Source organism: Burkholderia arboris (assembly GCF_038723655.1).
In the GTDB taxonomy this organism is placed as follows: Bacteria; Pseudomonadota; Gammaproteobacteria; order Burkholderiales; family Burkholderiaceae; genus Burkholderia; species Burkholderia arboris.
The window spans coordinates 1,891,667-1,907,485 of the sequence record NZ_CP109821.1; the positions used below are offsets into that span (position 1 = coordinate 1,891,667).

Consider the following 15,819-nt stretch of genomic DNA (forward strand, 5'->3'; position numbering starts at 1 on the left):
AACGTAGCGCTCAACAGGCATTCAGAAACCAGCCTCACGACCGGGCTGATGCACGAACCCGTTACGCGCCGAGTCGCCGGCGTAAGCCGCCCCCGAATTCAGTCGGCCCCGCTTCGAGCAATCGAGCGGGGCCGTTCCGTTTGTGCGTGCAGCGCTACACGACATGCCACGGTTCGCCACCGACGAACGCGGCAACGTTGTCGACGAGCTGATCGGCGAGTGCTTGCATCGCCTCGTCGCTCGCCCACGCAACATGCGGCGTCAGGATGAAGGCTGGATGCGACAGGATCGCGTGGAACGGATGCGCGGCCGGCAGCGGCTCCTGCGTGACCACGTCGAACCCCGCGCCGGCGATCTGCCCCGACTGCAACGCGTCGACGAGCGCGCTTTCGTCCACGAGCCCGCCGCGCGCGGTGTTGATCAGCAGCGGCCGGCGCGCCATCCGCGCGAACGCGTCCGCATCGACCAGGTGTCGCGTCGCGGGCGTGAGCGGGCAGTGCAGCGTGATCACGTCGCTGACGCGCAGCAACGTGTCGAGCGGCGCGTGGTCGTCACCTGCGGCATCGCCGTGCGCCGCGAACAGCACGCGCATGTCGAGCGCACGGGCGATGCCGGCCACCGCGCGGCCGAGCACGCCGTCGCCGACGATGCCCAGCGTCGAACCGGCCAGGTCGCGGATCGGATAATCGAAAAAGCAGAACTGTCCGCTGTCGAGCCAGCGCCCCGCGCGCACCGCGTCGCGATAGGCGAGGAGACTACGGCGCAGCGCAAAAATCAGCGCGAACGTGTGCTCCGGCACCGTGCGAACCGCATAGCCGCGGATGTTGCTCACGACGATCCCGCGCGCCGCGCACGCATCGAGATCGACGATGTCCGTGCCGGTCGCGGCGATCGCGACCATCCGCAGTTGCCGCGCGTCGGCTAAGGCGGCCGCATCGAGCCGCACCTTGTTGGTCACGACGATGTCCGCGTCGCCGATACGTGCGGCGACCTCGTGCGCGGCCGTGCGGTCGAACGTCTGCATCACGTGCGGAAACGGGAACGGCTTCAGCACGGTTTGCGGCGACAGCGTCGCGCGGTCGAGAAACACGATCTTCGCGGGAGAGGAAACGGAAAACATGGCAGGTCTCGCTGACAGGCGCCCGGTGGCGCGGAACGGCTTCGATTCTGCCGGCGGCGCGCGCGCCGTCGTTTGACCGTTGCGCGAGTGCGCTTTCCCGGATGGAAAGGCTGGCGCACCGCACGACAGCCGACGCGACACTCGCCCGGCGCGTGCCTTTCCGTTTCGGAAAGGCTGGTTGAGCATCGATCGATTTTCGCGGTGCGCGAACGCCGTCATGATCGCCGTCATCGACTACACGATTTGATCGGAGACAGCCATGACACGACCCCTCGACGGCATTCGCGTGCTGGAACTCGGCCAACTGATCGCCGGGCCGTTCGCGGGCCGGATGCTCGCCGAATTCGGCGCGGACGTGATCAAGGTGGAGCCGCCCGGCGTCGGCGACCCGCTGCGCAAATGGCGGCTGCTGCACGACGGCACGTCGGTCTGGTGGGCTGCGCAGTCGCGCAACAAGACCTCGCTCACGCTCGACCTGCGCACGCCCGAAGGCCAGGACGTCGTGCGCCGCCTCGTCGCCGAGACCGACGTGCTGATCGAGAATTTCCGGCCCGGCACGCTCGAAGGCTGGGGGCTCGGCTGGGACGCGCTGTCCGCGATCAATCCGGGGCTTGTGATGCTGCGCGTGTCGGGCTTCGGGCAGACGGGCCCGTACCGCGACCGACCCGGCTTCGGCGTGATCGCCGAGGCGATGGGCGGCCTGCGGCACCTGACGGGCGAGCCCGGCCGCACGCCGGTGCGTGTCGGCATCTCGCTCGGCGATTCGCTGTCGGCGCTGCACGGCGTGATCGGCGTGCTGCTCGCGCTGCGGCATCGCGAGCAGCAGGGCGGCAAGGGGCAGGTCGTCGACGTCGCGCTGTACGAATCGGTGTTCAACCTGATGGAAAGCCTGCTGCCCGAATACTCGGCGTTCGGCGCGGTGCGCGCGCCGGCCGGCAGCAGCCTGCCCGGCATCGCGCCGACCAACGCGTACCGCTGCCGCGACGGCAAGTACGCGCTGATCGCCGGCAACGGCGACAGCATCTTCCGGCGTCTGATGGAACTGATCGGCCGGCCCGATCTCGGCAACGATCCCGCGCTCGCGCGCAACGACGGGCGCGTCGCACAGGTCGAGCGTATCGACGCGGCGATCGGCGAGTGGAGCGCGCGCCACGATCTCGACGCGGTGCTCGCGGCACTGAACGAAGCACGCATTCCGTCCGGGCGCATCTACGACGTGGCCGACATCGCGGCCGACCCGCACTACCGCGCACGCGACATGATCGTCGACGCCGCGCTGCCCGACGGCACGCCCGTGCTCGTGCCGGGCATCGTGCCGAAACTCGAGGCCACGCCCGGGCGCATCGAGCGTCCGGCGCCCGCGCTCGGCGCGGATACCGACGCGGTACTCGAATCGCTCGGCATCGGTGCCGCGACACGCGACGACTGGCGCACGCGCGGCGTGATCTGAACCGGACTCGGGAGAAGACGACATGAGCACAGCACACAAACGGCTCTACATCCACGAAGTCGCGACGCGCGACGGTTTCCAGAACGAAGCTGCATTCGTCGACACCGACGACAAGATTGCGCTCGTCGACGCGCTGAGCGCGTGCGGCTACGCGAAGATCGAGGTCACGTCGTTCACGTCGCCGAAGGCGATTCCCGCCCTGCGCGACGCGGAGGCCGTGATGCACGGCATCGTGCGCGCACCGGGCGTCGTCTATACGGTGCTCGTGCCGAACGTGCGGGGCGCCGAGCGCGCGCTGTCGTGCGGCGTCGACGAAGTGAACCTCGTGATGTCGATGAGCGAAAGCCACAACCGCGCGAACCTGCGGATGACGCGCGAGCAATCGTTCGCGCAGCTGCGCGACGTGATCGACGCCGTGCGCGGCTCGCGGGTCGCGATCAACGTATCGCTGTCGACCGCGCTGGGGTGTCCGATGGAAGGCGACGTGCCGGCCGAAACGGTGCTGGCATGGATGCAGCGCTTCGCGGATCTCGGCGTGCACGGCTTCACGCTGTGCGACACCACGGGCATGGCATTTCCGTCGCAGGTGCGCGATATGTCCGAACGCGCGCGCGAGCGCTTCCGCGCGCTGCAGCTCACGCTGCATTTCCACAATACGCGCGGGATGGCGCTGGCCAACACGCTCGCGGCGCTCGACGCCGGCATCGACCGCTTCGACGCGTCGCTCGGCGGTCTCGGCGGCTGCCCGTATGCGCCGGGCGCGACCGGCAACGCATGCACCGAGGAACTCGTCCACATGCTCGAACTCGACGGCTACGATACGGGCATCGACCTCGCGGCCGTGCTGGCCGCATCGGCACGCCTGCCCGCGCTGATCGGGCACGACGTGCCGAGCCAGATCCTGAAGGCCGGGCGCCGCTCGGACCTGCACCCGCCGCCGCGCACCGACGCCGGCGACATGCCCGCGCAACGCGCTTTTTCGTGAACGACAAAAAGGAGCCCATCCCATGGCGCTGATTGACCACCTCGACCATCTCGTACTGACCTGCGTCGATCCGGACAAGACGAAGCATTTCTACACCGAGGTGCTGCAGATGCAGCTCGAAGCCTTCGGCGCCGGCCGCCTCGCGTTCCGCTTCGGTAACCAGAAGATCAACCTGCACGTGCGCGGCGCGGAGTTCGAGCCGAAAGCGCATGTGCCGGTGCCCGGCGCGCTCGACCTGTGCTTCATCGCATCGGTGCCGCTCGACGACGTGATCGCGCACCTGCGGCGCGTCGAATGGCCGATCGTCGAAGGGCCCGTCGAACGCACCGGCGCGACGCAGAAGATCCGCTCGGTCTACGTACGCGATCCCGACCTGAACCTGATCGAGATCTCCGAGCCGATCTGACCGGCAGCGGGTGGCGTGCCCATGCGCGCACGGCATTCACAGTCCTTCGCCGAAAGCGGACAGGTGCGCGCCGCGCCCGCCGATTTCGGATAGCCGGCCGCGGCCGTGCTGCGGATAATGGTGCAACGGCGCCGGCTCAGTCGCCGCCTTCGCAACACGCATGGCGAAGCTGCCCTGCGCATCCGCAACCCGACCCAGGCGCTCCCGGAATGACGATCCTCTATCGCGGCATGGACCGCGCGGCGCTCGACGCCGCGTACCTGAACACGAAGGTTGTTCCCGATTTCCCGGCGCTGCTCGCGTCATGCCAGGCGCGCAGCGCGGCGCTGTACGATGCGACGCCCGGCCGCCGCGACCTGCGTTACGGCGCACACCCTGCGCAACGTTTCGACTGGTTGTCATGCGGGCAGCCCGGCGCGCCGCTGTTCGTGTTCATTCACGGCGGCTACTGGCAGCACTGCACGAAAGAGGATTTCGCGTATGCGGCGAGCGGGCCGCTCGCGCACGGCTTCGATGTCATCCTGGCCGAATACACGCTCGCACCGGTCGCGACGATGACCGACATCGTCGCCGAGATCGGCGCGCTGCTCGACCATCTCGCTGCCGACCGCGACGGCCTCGGCACTGCGCACCGGCCGATTCACCTGAGCGGCCATTCGGCGGGCGGGCACCTGACGGCCCTGCATCGCGCGCATCCGGCCGTCGTGTCGGCGCTCGCGATCAGTCCGCTCGTCGATCTCGAACCGATCTCGCTGTGCTGCCTGAACGACAAGCTGCAGCTCACCGCGCGCGAAGTCGACGCATGCAGCCCGTTGCGTCATGTCGGGCCCGGAGCGCCGACCGTCGTTGCGGTCGGCGACGCCGAACTGCCCGAACTCATCCGCCAGGCGGACGAGTACGCGGCGGCGTGCGAAGCGGCCGGCGAACGGATCGCACGTACGTGGTTGCCCGGCATGCAGCACTTCGCGGTGCTCGACGATCTCGCGCGGCCGGATGGCGCGATGCTTGCCGCGCTGCAGGCCATCGCGCCGCGCCAGCCGCGCTCCATCGCGACTACGCGGCCGGGCGGCGTATGATCGGCGTCAGGCTCGCGCGATGATGGCGCACGACCCGCATGGCCCTCCCAGGACCCCGACATGGTGAACCCGCTTCATTTCGATCTGCAGTCGCTGCGCGTGTTCGCGCTCGTCGCCGAGCACGGCAGCCTGACGAAGGCGGCCGAACACGGCCAGCTCACGTTGTCTGCGGTCAGCAAGCGCATCGCCGAGCTCGAAAGCGTGACCGGCAGCGCACTGTTCGTCCGGCATGCGCGCGGCGTCGAGCTGACGCCCGCCGGCCGCGCGCTGCTCGACCATGCGGCGAAGGTGATCGAGCAGGTCAACCGGATGGCGCACGAGATGAGCGACTACGTCGCCGGCGTGCGCGGCCACATTCACGTGTGGACCAACACGTCCGCGATCGTCCAGTTCCTGCCCGCCGATCTGGCTGCATTCCTCACCGACAATCCGGGCATCAAGGTGAGCCTGGAGGAGCGACTGAGTCACGAGATCGTCGACGCGCTCGCGTCCGGCAAGGCCGATCTCGGCGTGTTCGCGGACAACGTGCCGGCGCCCGGCATCGAACGGCGGCTGTACCGGCGCGACGAGCTGGTGCTGCTGGTGCCGCGTACGCACCGGTTCGCCGCGCGCGACAGCATCCGCTTCGCGGATACGCTCGACGAGGATTACGTGGGCCTGAGCGACGGCAGTTCGCTGCTCGCGCGCATGACCGACGCCGCGTTCGCGGCCGAGCGCTCGCTGAAACTGCGAATCCAGGTATCGAATTTCGACGGTGTAAGCCGGATGATCGAGGCGGGGCTCGGCATCGGCGTGCTGCCGCGCGATGCGGTGACGGGCGAGCGCGCGGCGCGGCTCGGTGTCGTGAAGCTCGACGATGCGTGGGCCACGCGCACGCTGTGGGTCGGCGTGAAGGCGGGAACCGCGCTGACGACCGACGTCGCGAAACTGTTCGATTCCATGTCGGCGCGCTGAATGCGCTGAATGCGATGAAACGACGACGCATGGGGCACGGGGCACGCTTGCGCGCCCCCCGTGCCGCTCGCCGCATTACACCGGATTGATCTCATCCTGACTGCGCCGCGTGGTCAGCGGCCCGAGCATGCGCAGCGTCACCGCGACGATGCCAAGCGCGCCCGAGATCACGCCGAACATCGCGCCCGCCCCGTAGCTGCCAAGCACCGGCAGCAACACGAACGGCAGTGCGCCGCTGACGATCCGCGACAGCGCATAGGTACTGCCGATCGCCGTCGAGCGCACGCGGGCCGGAAAAATCTCGGCCTGGTACACGTGATAGGCGTTGCTGAACACGTTCGATGCGCAGGTCGTCAGGAACCCGAAGCCGACGATCAGCACGGTATTGCCCGAGTACGCGAAGCACAGCCCGAATATCGCGATCGACAGGATCGACACGATCACGAGCGTGCGGCGTTCGATCCAGTTCAACAGCGGAATCGACAGCAGCGAGCCGATCGGGTAGCCGATGAACGACAGCGCGATGAACAGCGTGCTGTCCGTCACGTCGAAGCCGCGGCTCTTCACGACCGTGCCGGCCAGCGTACCGAACCCGTAGTAACCGAAGCCCTGGAACAGGTGAAAAACCGCAAGCATCAGGTAGCGCGCGCCATATGGCTGGCGGCGCAGCAGCGCGATGCGCGCACCGAGCCCGAGCGGCCGCTGCGGCTCGACCGGTTCCGCGAACTGGTCGGGCACGCGCACGCCCGCGCTCTCCGCGAAACGGCGCAGCGCCGCGTGTGCGTCGGCGGTGCGGCCTTGCGCGAGCAGCCAGCGCGGGCTCTCCGGCAGGCGGTGCTGGACGAGCAGCACGTACACGGCGCCGAGGCTGCCGATCGCGAGAATGATGCGCCAGCCGGCCACGCCGGCCACATGCAGCGGGTTCAGCCACAGCGCGAGGAAGCCGACGAGCGGCACCGCGACATACGAGGTCGTGTAGGCCCACGCAGCGAGCCGCCCGCGCTTGTCTTTCGGCAGGATTTCGGACAGGAAGCTGTCGGCGACCGGGTAGATCGCGCCGACGCCGATGCCCGTCAGGAACCGGCATGCGACGAGCATGTCGGCGTTCACCGAAAACGCGCCGACCAGCGAGAACGCGCTGTACCACAAGAGCGTCAGCAGGAACGCCTTGCGCCGGCCGATGCGGTCGGCGAGGCTGCCGAGGCACATCGCGCCGACGAACATGCCGATGAAAGCAGAGGCCAGCAGCAGCTTGAAATCGGCGCTTTGCCGGCTCAGCCCGTATTCGTTCTGCAACGCGGAGCCGATCGTGCTGACGAGGAAGATCTCGAACATGTCGAAGAACAGCCCGATGCCGATCACCCAGACGACGAACCGGTGCAATGCGCCGACCGGCAGGTCGTCCATGAAATCGCCGAGCGTGACGCGACGTGCGGGCAGGGCCGCCGCATCGGCGCCGACGCCGGAAGAGGCGGCCGGCAGTCGGGCGGACGCGGGTCCGCCCGCGTTGCCGCCGAGATCGAGGGATTGGCTGTTCATCGTGTCTCCTGATTTTCGATATGCCGTGGCGCGCAGCCCGGCCGTTCGCGGCCGGCGTGGTGCGTCCGGCTGCACGACGCGGCGACAGACATGGCAAGGCCCGTGAAAGGGCCGGCTTTGAGGGGTGCGCCGATCGTCCGACACATGGTGGGCAAATCGGCGGCGCGTGATAATTGCGGATGTTTCAAGCGTCCTTTCCCGGGCAGAAAGGGTAGGGAACGCGCGGCAGCCCGGATTCGCGCGGCAGGCCGTTGCAGCCTGCGTGACACGCGGTGGCGTACCGGAAGCGGTGCGTCGCCGCGCACCCTGACGGGCCGGGAAAACCATGAGGCTCGTCGCGTGGCCGCCGGTGCAACCGCCGCCGACAGCCACACCGCCGTGCTCAATCGGCCGGCATGAACGCCGGCCCATGAAACACGCGCACGGGGTTCCCGCGCTCCAGCGCAAAGTGCTGCATCCGCCGCTGACGACGCGCGTCCGACGCGTGACGGTCGGCTTCCTGCTGCAAGCGCACCTGCAGCAACTGCAGCGCCAGACGCTTGTTCGCGTGCTGGCTGCGCTCGCTTTCCACGCGCACCGACAGGCCGGTCGCGACATGCGTCGCGCGGATGGCCGAGCTCGTCTTGTTCACGTGCTGGCCGCCCGGCCCGCGTGCGCGCATCGCTTCGAACCGCACGTCGCCGTCCGGCAGCGGCTGCGCATCCGCACAGCGCGTGACGCCGATGAACCAGTTCTTGCGCGGATGGCGCAACCGGTACGGGCTCGCGCAAATCCATTGCAGCGTGCCCGTCCACCGGTCCGCGAGCGCCTGCGCCGCCTTGCCATCGAGATCGAACAGCGCCGAGCGCAGCGTGCCGGGCCGTTCGCCCGGCTGTGCATCGAGCACCGTCACGACCACACGCCGCGCATCGGCTTCCGCCTGCAGGCGCCGCAACGCGTGAGCCGCGGCGAGCTGGCATTCGAGCGGGCCGTGCGCCGAGGAAATCTGCATCAGCATCGGCAGCCCTCCCCGGACGTCTTGTAGGTCAGCACCGGCGCGAGCCGGGCCAGCCGGCGCAGCAGCCCGGCCGCCTCGAGCGCGTCCACGACGCTGTCGATCGGCTTGTACGCCTGCGGCGCTTCCTCGTACAGCAGTTCGCGGTCTTCGCAGACGATGTGGCTGCCGAGCGGCGTGCGCGTGAGCTGCGACGGCGTGAAGCGCCGCTCGAGGCGGCCCTTGCAGTCGCCGCGCGCCCACTTGCGACCCGCACCATGCGCGAGCGACGCGAGGCTCGCCGCATCGTCGGGCCGCACCGGCGCGACGAGGTAGCTGTAGTCGCCGCGCGACCCGGGAATCACGACGGGCCCCGAGTCGGCCGGCGTCGCGCCTTTGCGATGCAGCCAGCCCGGTTCGCCGTCGACGCTCGCCCGGCTCACCAGGTTGTGGTTCACGTCGAGCACGCACCGGCCGTCGCTGCGCCAGCGCGCCAGCATGCGCCGCGCGATCAGGTCGCGATTCGCGATCGCATAGCGCAACGCCGCATCGTGACGCGCGAGGTACGCCGTGCACGCAGCATCCGTCTCGTCGAGGCCGTTGTAGCCGCGCTCACGCATGTGCTGCTCGAGGATCGACTGGCCGAAGCCGCGCGACCCGCTGTGCACGAGCAGCAACAGGCGGTCGCGATCGAGACCGAGCGCCGCGACCGCCTCGGCGTCGTACACCGTGTCGATCCGCTGCGCCTCCGCGAAATGATTGCCGCTGCCGATCGTGCCGAGCGACGCCGCGAACGGATGATCCGCGAATCCGGCGGCCGCGATCAGCGGCTGCCAGCCGGCATCGGGCGCGGCGTCGATCGAGCCGAGCCGGCTCGCGAGCTTCGACGCGCCGACGCGCCGCGTATCGAGCGCGGTTTGCCATAGCGCCATCCCGCAGCCGATGTCGCCGCCGATCAGCGCCGGATACAGCCGGCCCGTCGAAAAGAACGCAGCGCCGACCGGGTAGCCGCGTCCGGGGTGAAGATCGGGCATGCCGGCGACGCGCCGCATGCCGGGGAGGGTGGCAGCCAGTTCGAGCTGCCGGATGGCCTCACCTTCGATCCAGGTGGTGGGGCAAGCGCACAACGTGATGCGCTCGCCCAGGTATTGCATGGAATTGCCCATGGAGGTTTCCGTTCGATGAAAAGGAAGAACGGCGGGCCATGGCGCGGGCAGCGCACGCATGCGCTGCCCGACATCGGAAGTCGGGAGGAGGGCGGCACGACCGGATCGGGACGACCCGGCGCATCTCCGTGACGGCGATGCGCGGTGCTGCGTAGCGTGAACGATGAAACGAACGGACGCGAAAAACCCGAACTACGACCCGCGACGGGAGAAGCGTTGGCGTGACGTCATGATTTTCTTCTCCTTGCGAGTGAGGGGTTGATCGGAATGGCGGCGACTCTAGCATGCACACAACGGGCGCAGCAAGCGGGTGACGCGATGCATCCGATCGATTCGATGCACGTTGTGGCGAAAAACATACACATAGGAATCCGGATCATTCGCGCATCGATTGTACGTGTGACGTACCGCTGCAGGCATTCAACGGCTGCGGGCCACCGCAACGCGAGCGTCCGGTCGCGCTTGACAGCACAAAAGCCGTTTCGTAGCATCCGCCTGCTTCATCCCAGAACCCTCATCGAACCGGTGATCCAAGTGCCCGCAAACATTCGTCCCTTCGCCTGATACGCCGACGACTGCCGTCCCGGCCGCGTGTCGTCCTGCCCGTTTCCGTCTGCCTCGCAGCGCCGGAACCGTCATCGCAGGGCCGCGCCCGGACTCGCACTGACACCGTAACGCACACCCATCCGTTCGTTCACGTCGTCGGCTTTTTCCCTGTTTCCGGAGAAAGACCATGACGCTGGATTTTCGCGCCTACGCGCAATCGCTCGACCTCGCCCGTTACCCGCGCACGCCGCATCTTGAAGGATCGCGCCTGCAGAACGGCGACGAAGGTCACGACCACATTCCGTATCGCACCCTCGCGGGCACGCACATCGTCGTCGAGGAAAAGCTCGACGGCGCGAACACGGGCATCAGCTTCAGTCCGGCCGGCGAACTGCTGCTGCAGTCGCGCGGCCACTATCTGGCCGGCGGCGGCCGCGAGCGGCAGTTCGGGTTCGTGAAGACCTGGGCGGCCGCCCATGCCGGCTGGCTGCTCGAGCGCCTCGGCGATCGCTACGTGATGTACGGCGAAACGATGAGCAAGAAGCACGCGGTGTTCTACGACGCGCTGCCGCATCACTTCTTCGAATTCGACGTGTTCGACCGTGCGACGGATCGCTTCCTGTCGACGCCTGCGCGGCGTACGCTGCTCGCCGACGGGCCCGTGCTGTCGGTACCCGTGCTGTACGAAGGCATTGCACCGGCGCGGCTGGCCGACCTGAAAGCGCTGCTCGGCCCGTCGCTCGCGAAGACGCCGGACTGGCGCCGCGCATTCGAGGAAACCGTGCGGCGGCAGGGGCTCGACCTCGCGCGCGCCTGGCAGCAGTGCGACAAGTCGGAGCGCTCCGAAGGGCTCTACGTGAAAGTCGAGACCGACGACGCGACGACCGCGCGCCTGAAGTGGGTGCGCCACGATTTCGTGCAGGCGATTCTCGATTCCGCGCGCCATCACTCGGAACAGCCGTTCATCCCGAACCTGCTCGCACCCGATGTCGACCTGTATGCGCCGCATCCGACGGTGACGTGGCCATCGGCCCCGGCCGCGCGGCCGAACAAATGAATACGGGACGGCCGCGCGCCGTTTCGGAAGGAGTCTTGATCATGAAGTACGAACAGCTGCAGGCACTCGTGCCTGCGCCCGGCCGGCAGCCGGACTATCGCGCGTGTCTCGCGGCGTTTCCCGCGCTCGAACACGCGAAAACGACACCGCAAGAGCCCGCGCATCACGGCGAAGGCGACGTGTGGACGCATACGATGATGGTGATCGATGCGCTGCTCGCGTTGCCCGGCTATCAGGCCGCGTCGCGCGCCGACCGGGAAATCGTGTTCCTCGCCGCGTTGCTGCACGACATCGCGAAAGCGGGCACGACGGTCATCGATCCCGTCACCGGTGCGATCGGCCATCCCGGCCACTCGCGCAAAGGGGCGATCGATGCGCGCATCGCGCTGTGGGACGCCGGCATGCCGTTCGCGGCGCGCGAGGCGGTTTGCCGAATGATCGCCGTGCATCAGGTGCCGTTTTTCGCGATGAGCGGGTCGCGCCGCGGCACGCCCGAGTTCATCGCGCGCGAGCTGTCGTGGCAGGTCGGCATTCCGCTTCTGTGCCTGCTCGCGGAAGCCGACATCCGCGGGCGCATCTGCGACGACACGCAACGCGTACTCGACAACATCGAACTGTTGCGCGAACTGGCGCGGGAGGACGGTTGTTACGGCCAGCCGCGTACGTTTGCCGACCCGCATACGGCGCTCAGCTACTTCCGAGGTGCGGACGTGCATCCCGACTATCCGCTGTTCCGCACGCCGGGCTCGCAGGTCGTCGTGATGTCGGGCCTGCCGGCAACGGGCAAGAACACGTGGGTTGCGCGGCATCATCCGGATCTGCCGGTCGTGTCGTTCGACGATGCGCGCGATGCGTTGGGGCTGCGTCACGGCCAGAACGAGGGGGCGGTCGCGCACCATGCGGTCGACGCTGCGAAGGCGCTGTTGCGCGAGCAACGGCCATTCGTATGGAATGCGACGAACCTGTCGCCGCTGATGCGCAAGAAGACGCTCGACCTGCTGTATGCGTACGGCGCCGACGTGACGCTCGTCTACCTCGAACAGCCGCGCGCGGAACTGTTGCGCCGCAATGCGCGGCGCGACACGTCGCTGACGAACCGTGCACTCGAGGCGATGCTGCTGCGCTGGGATCTGCCGCTGCCGACAGAAGCGCACGCGGTGCGGTACGAAGTCTGACGCGGCACTGTCGCGGTGCGCGCCGGTACGCCGCAAGTCACTGCGGCGTACCGGCGACGCGCATCATTTCAGGTCCGGATTCTGCTGTGTCGCGCACGCGCGCAGCGCGGTGACCCGATCGTTCTTGCCCAGCTTCTCGAACAGATCGGCCATCTCCATCTGCGCCACGGGATCGCCTTCGCGTGCCGCGCGCCAGCGCAGCGACGCGATCATCCCGCGCATGCGCTCGCCGGGCGTTTCGCCGTCGTAACCCGACATCGCCTGCAGCACGTCCGCAAGCTTGTTGTAGCCGGCCGGCACGTGATGCGCGAGCAACCATGCGATCGCCGGCTGCGCGCCTTCCCAGTCTTCGTCCTCGAGCGAACTGTTCACCAGACGCGCGGCCGCACGCCATGAGCCGAGCGACGCGGCCTTTGCGTAGGCCTTGTCCGCGTCGCGGCCGCGTGATGACGGCGCCGCGTCGAACGCAGCCTGTGCAGCGTCCGACGGCGGCGGCAGCGCGAGCTTCGTGCATTGGAACGCGCCCGCATCGGGCGTGTTGCCCGGCAGGCCGGCCCAGCGCACCTGATCCTTCAACGTGCGATCGAGCGTCGGCCGCACGTCGCTTTCCTTCATCGACGCGAACACCCAGTCGGTACGCACATGGCGTGCGGCGTCCCAGTCGCTTTCGGCTGCGGCGGGTTGCGCGAATGCGAGGCAAGCGGCCACGCAGCCCATCCGGAACAGGTTTCGGCCAAGCGATTCCATCATCGATGCCGGCCTCAATGCGCGACGATGATGAATGCCGTGAGCGCGATCGGGAACAACGCCAGGCCAAGCAGGCCCACTGCGCCGTCGGCCGCAATCGTGACCGGCGACATCGCGAGCTTCGCGCCCTGGCCGAGCAGCGACGGCCGCTCGATGACCTTGACGTTGTAAGAATGATTGAACGCCTGCGGAATCGACGACGGCGTAACGTCGTTCGGCTGGTAACGCTTGCCGCTGATCGTGCCGCGCTCGGTCAGCTTGTAGCGCTCGTCCTTGAAACCGTCGGCGAGCGCCCGCGCGCGCAGTTCGGAGCCGGGGGGGGCGTCCTCGCTCGAAAGCTGCAGGATGTAACGCCCGGAGATCTTGTCGCCGTGCGTCTCGAAATCGTCGAAATCGGTATCCAGCTTGGGGCGATAGGGCGCCGTGAGGTTGACGGCGAGGGCCGGCGGCACATCGAAGATGTAGTGGTACTGCTTGCCGATCACGACAAGTTTCTTCCCGTCGGCGCTGATCAGAAACGCCGACAGCGTTTCCCGGTATTCCGGATCCTTCATCATGCGATTGGTGATCGGGCCGATATTGACGTCGGAGCAGGCGGCAAGCATGCCGGACGCCGCCACGGCGGGCAGCGCGAGGAATGTTCTTCTTTTCATGAATGCTGTGATGGTGTTGTTGGTTTTTGACAGCGGAGCCGCATGAATGTCGGGCGAAGCGTTCGGCGAACGCTGCGCGCTGACGGCCTTGGATGCGGTTTCTCCGTCCGCTATTCTAGGGGTGAAACCGGAAATGCGATACGTGCGGCCCATGCGACCCGCCAAGCTCGCGCGTCGGCCATCAACAGGAGGCAGGCAACATGAATCAACCGACCAACAACCGGACATTGTTGCGCACGCTCGGCATCCGCGCACCGATCGTCCAGGCGCCGATGGCCGGCGTCAGCACGCCGGCACTGGCCGCCGCCGTGTCGAACACGGGCGGGCTCGGCTCGCTCGGTGTCGGCGCGACCGACGCCGACGGCGCACGCAAGATGATCCGCGACACGCGTGCGCTCACCGACCGGCCGTTCAACATCAACGTGTTCTGCCACAGTCCGGCCCATGCCGATGCCGCCGTCGAACGCGGGTGGCTCGACTGGCTCGCGCCGGTGTTCCGCGAATACGGCGCAACGCCGCCCGCGTCGCTGTCGGAGATCTACACGAGCTTCGTCGCGGACGACGCGATGCAGGCGATGCTCGTCGAAGAAAAGCCGGCCGTCGTCAGCTTCCATTTCGGGCTGCCGTCCGCGGACGTGATCGCTGCGCTGAAGCGCGCGGGCATCACGCTGTTCGCCGCCGCGACGAATCTCGACGAGGCACGCGAGATCGCCGCCGCCGGCATCGACGCGATCGTCGCGCAGGGCATCGAAGCGGGCGGGCATCGCGGCGTGTTCGATTCGAGCGCGCACGACGATCGCCTCGGCACGTTCGCGCTGACGCGCCTGATCGTGCGCGAATGCGCACTGCCCGTGATCGCCGCCGGCGGCATCATGGACGGCGAAGGCATTGCCGCTGCGCTCGCGCTCGGCGCGCAGGCCGCGCAACTCGGCACCGCGTTCGTCGCGTGCCCGGAGACGTCGATCGACGACGGCTATCGCCGCGCGATCCTTGGCGACGCAGCGCGCCGCACGACGTTCACGCGCGCGATCTCGGGCCGGATCGCCCGCGGCATCGCGAACCGGCTGACCGCGCTCGGCGACGACCCGCACGCACCGGCCACGCCCGCGTATCCGATCGCGTACGACGCGGGCAAGGCGCTGCATGCTGCCGCGAAGGCAAAGGGCGAATTCGGTTACGGCGCGCAATGGGCCGGGCAGGCGGCACCGCTCGTTCGCGCGCTGCCGGCCGCCGAGCTGTTCGCCGCACTCGAACGCGAAACGCGCGCGGCGATCGAACGGCTGCAACACGCGCTGGACTGATCGCGCCGGCCGCAGATTTGCAATGTTCTGTATCTGCGCTGGCGGCGGATACAGCGCGATACAACGCCCGCGCGCGGGTTCGCTATAAAGCAGGCATGACCTTTTCCGGAGCGTGTCATGTCTGCCACCTGGTTCAAGGGGTCCTGCCATTGCGGGGCCGTCAAGTTCGAAGTCAGAGCGGCCATTGCGCCGGCCGTGCGCTGCAACTGCAGCCTGTGCCGCCGGCGCGGCGCGCTGATGAGCCCGATGTTCGCCGCCGCCGACCTGACGATCGTCGAAGGCGAGGGCGCGCTGACGTGCTATCGCTTCAACACGCACACGGCCCGCCATTATTTCTGCAGCCGATGCGGCGTCTATCCGTTCCATCAGACCCGCAAGGACCCGGCATGCTGGCGCGTCAATCTCGGCTGCCTCGACGGCATCGATCCGTATGCGCTCGACGCGACGGTCGCCGACGGCGCGAGCCTCTCGGTCGTGGAGGACGCATGAAACGCTGGTTGATGATCCTGCTGTTTGCCGCGGGCGGGCTCGCGACCGAAATCGCGCATCCGGTGCAATGCTCGTTGCTGTCGGTCAGCCGTCAGCAAGCCGGCAAGCGCCGCACGCAGCGCTGAACACGCGTCGGGCCGGTGCATCGCAGCCGATTAACATGCCTCCGATAAAATCGCATG

At 68.1% G+C, this 15,819-nt stretch carries 16 protein-coding genes; 10 read left to right on the forward strand and 6 right to left on the reverse strand.

Translation table 11 applies throughout. The features are described 5' to 3' along the window. Positions 1-154: 154 nt before the first annotated feature. Positions 155-1,120, reverse strand: a complete 966-nt coding sequence (locus tag OHZ10_RS08930) for a D-2-hydroxyacid dehydrogenase (RefSeq protein WP_342702130.1) — start codon at positions 1,118-1,120, stop codon at positions 155-157. Between the two features lie 259 nt (positions 1,121-1,379). On the opposite strand from OHZ10_RS08930, the gene OHZ10_RS08935 reads away from it, so the two are divergent. From OHZ10_RS08935 to OHZ10_RS08955, 5 genes are all read left to right on the forward strand, one after another. Beyond that, positions 1,380-2,570 (forward strand): CaiB/BaiF CoA transferase family protein, encoded by a 1,191-nt coding sequence (locus OHZ10_RS08935; protein WP_059234163.1) that lies wholly within the window; start codon positions 1,380-1,382, stop codon positions 2,568-2,570. A 22-nt stretch (positions 2,571-2,592) separates the two neighbouring features. Next, complete coding sequence (locus OHZ10_RS08940; RefSeq protein WP_256084869.1) at positions 2,593-3,555, forward strand: hydroxymethylglutaryl-CoA lyase; 963 nt, start codon at positions 2,593-2,595, stop codon at positions 3,553-3,555. Between the two features lie 22 nt (positions 3,556-3,577). Then, on the forward strand, positions 3,578-3,961 hold the full coding sequence (locus tag OHZ10_RS08945; protein WP_059234161.1) for a VOC family protein: 384 nt from the start codon (positions 3,578-3,580) through the stop codon (positions 3,959-3,961). A 209-nt stretch (positions 3,962-4,170) separates the two neighbouring features. Continuing rightward, the gene (locus OHZ10_RS08950; RefSeq protein WP_342702134.1) at positions 4,171-5,037 is read left to right on the forward strand and encodes an alpha/beta hydrolase; all 867 of its coding nucleotides are present in this window, start codon (positions 4,171-4,173) and stop codon (positions 5,035-5,037) included. 60 nt (positions 5,038-5,097) lie between these two features. Beyond that, entirely contained in the window at positions 5,098-5,991 is an 894-nt protein-coding gene (locus OHZ10_RS08955; protein WP_342702136.1) for a LysR family transcriptional regulator, read from the forward strand. Positions 5,992-6,066: 75 nt separating this feature from the next. Here the strand turns inward: OHZ10_RS08955 and OHZ10_RS08960 are convergent, their stop codons facing one another. From OHZ10_RS08960 to OHZ10_RS08970, 3 genes are all read right to left on the reverse strand, one after another. After that, positions 6,067-7,530 (reverse strand): MFS transporter, encoded by a 1,464-nt coding sequence (locus OHZ10_RS08960; RefSeq protein ID WP_059234158.1) that lies wholly within the window; start codon positions 7,528-7,530, stop codon positions 6,067-6,069. A 382-nt stretch (positions 7,531-7,912) separates the two neighbouring features. Beyond that, positions 7,913-8,521 carry a peptide chain release factor H gene (gene prfH / locus OHZ10_RS08965; RefSeq protein ID WP_342702137.1) on the reverse strand — a complete coding sequence of 203 codons (609 nt, stop codon included), beginning with the start codon at positions 8,519-8,521 and terminating at the stop codon, positions 7,913-7,915. Beyond that, a complete protein-coding gene (locus OHZ10_RS08970; RefSeq protein WP_342702138.1) occupies positions 8,521-9,669 on the reverse strand; it encodes an RNA ligase RtcB family protein in 1,149 nt (382 codons plus the stop codon). Before OHZ10_RS08970 ends, prfH begins: the two co-directional genes overlap by 1 nt. Positions 9,670-10,402: 733 nt before the next feature. Here OHZ10_RS08970 and OHZ10_RS08975 point away from each other — a divergent pair. Then, entirely contained in the window at positions 10,403-11,272 is an 870-nt protein-coding gene (locus OHZ10_RS08975) for an RNA ligase family protein (protein ID WP_342702139.1), read from the forward strand. Between the two features lie 41 nt (positions 11,273-11,313). Continuing rightward, entirely contained in the window at positions 11,314-12,447 is a 1,134-nt protein-coding gene (locus OHZ10_RS08980; RefSeq protein WP_340624129.1) for an AAA family ATPase, read from the forward strand. A gap of 63 nt (positions 12,448-12,510) precedes the next feature. Here OHZ10_RS08980 and OHZ10_RS08985 read toward each other — a convergent pair whose 3' ends face one another. Together OHZ10_RS08985 and OHZ10_RS08990 are read right to left on the reverse strand one after the other, a co-directional pair. Next, complete coding sequence (locus OHZ10_RS08985; protein WP_342702140.1) at positions 12,511-13,197, reverse strand: hypothetical protein; 687 nt, start codon at positions 13,195-13,197, stop codon at positions 12,511-12,513. A gap of 11 nt (positions 13,198-13,208) precedes the next feature. Beyond that, a complete protein-coding gene (locus OHZ10_RS08990) occupies positions 13,209-14,000 on the reverse strand; it encodes a 5-formyltetrahydrofolate cyclo-ligase (RefSeq protein ID WP_226196451.1) in 792 nt (263 codons plus the stop codon). Positions 14,001-14,047: 47 nt separating this feature from the next. Here OHZ10_RS08990 and OHZ10_RS08995 point away from each other — a divergent pair, with 47 nt between their 5' ends. The 3 genes from OHZ10_RS08995 (at position 14,048) to OHZ10_RS09005 (ending at position 15,762) form a co-directional block, all read left to right on the forward strand. Beyond that, entirely contained in the window at positions 14,048-15,148 is a 1,101-nt protein-coding gene (locus tag OHZ10_RS08995) for a nitronate monooxygenase (RefSeq protein ID WP_342702142.1), read from the forward strand. 117 nt (positions 15,149-15,265) lie between these two features. After that, positions 15,266-15,637, forward strand: a complete 372-nt coding sequence (locus tag OHZ10_RS09000) for a GFA family protein (protein WP_059234150.1) — start codon at positions 15,266-15,268, stop codon at positions 15,635-15,637. Beyond that, entirely contained in the window at positions 15,634-15,762 is a 129-nt protein-coding gene (locus OHZ10_RS09005) for a hypothetical protein (protein ID WP_256084876.1), read from the forward strand. Before OHZ10_RS09000 ends, OHZ10_RS09005 begins: the two co-directional genes overlap by 4 nt. Positions 15,763-15,819 lie beyond the last annotated feature (57 nt).

Coding starts and splice junctions, on each gene's coding strand:
- OHZ10_RS08930 (WP_342702130.1), bottom strand. CDS start 1,120: ATGTTTTCCGTTTCCTCTCCCGCGAAGATCGTGTTTCTCGACCGCGCG.
- OHZ10_RS08935 (WP_059234163.1), top strand. CDS start 1,380: ATGACACGACCCCTCGACGGCATTCGCGTGCTGGAACTCGGCCAACTG.
- OHZ10_RS08940 (WP_256084869.1), top strand. CDS start 2,593: ATGAGCACAGCACACAAACGGCTCTACATCCACGAAGTCGCGACGCGC.
- OHZ10_RS08945 (WP_059234161.1), top strand. CDS start 3,578: ATGGCGCTGATTGACCACCTCGACCATCTCGTACTGACCTGCGTCGAT.
- OHZ10_RS08950 (WP_342702134.1), top strand. CDS start 4,171: ATGACGATCCTCTATCGCGGCATGGACCGCGCGGCGCTCGACGCCGCG.
- OHZ10_RS08955 (WP_342702136.1), top strand. CDS start 5,098: ATGGTGAACCCGCTTCATTTCGATCTGCAGTCGCTGCGCGTGTTCGCG.
- OHZ10_RS08960 (WP_059234158.1), bottom strand. CDS start 7,530: ATGAACAGCCAATCCCTCGATCTCGGCGGCAACGCGGGCGGACCCGCG.
- prfH (WP_342702137.1), bottom strand. CDS start 8,521: ATGCAGATTTCCTCGGCGCACGGCCCGCTCGAATGCCAGCTCGCCGCG.
- OHZ10_RS08970 (WP_342702138.1), bottom strand. CDS start 9,669: ATGGGCAATTCCATGCAATACCTGGGCGAGCGCATCACGTTGTGCGCT.
- OHZ10_RS08975 (WP_342702139.1), top strand. CDS start 10,403: ATGACGCTGGATTTTCGCGCCTACGCGCAATCGCTCGACCTCGCCCGT.
- OHZ10_RS08980 (WP_340624129.1), top strand. CDS start 11,314: ATGAAGTACGAACAGCTGCAGGCACTCGTGCCTGCGCCCGGCCGGCAG.
- OHZ10_RS08985 (WP_342702140.1), bottom strand. CDS start 13,197: ATGATGGAATCGCTTGGCCGAAACCTGTTCCGGATGGGCTGCGTGGCC.
- OHZ10_RS08990 (WP_226196451.1), bottom strand. CDS start 14,000: ATGGGCCGCACGTATCGCATTTCCGGTTTCACCCCTAGAATAGCGGAC.
- OHZ10_RS08995 (WP_342702142.1), top strand. CDS start 14,048: ATGAATCAACCGACCAACAACCGGACATTGTTGCGCACGCTCGGCATC.
- OHZ10_RS09000 (WP_059234150.1), top strand. CDS start 15,266: ATGTCTGCCACCTGGTTCAAGGGGTCCTGCCATTGCGGGGCCGTCAAG.
- OHZ10_RS09005 (WP_256084876.1), top strand. CDS start 15,634: ATGAAACGCTGGTTGATGATCCTGCTGTTTGCCGCGGGCGGGCTCGCG.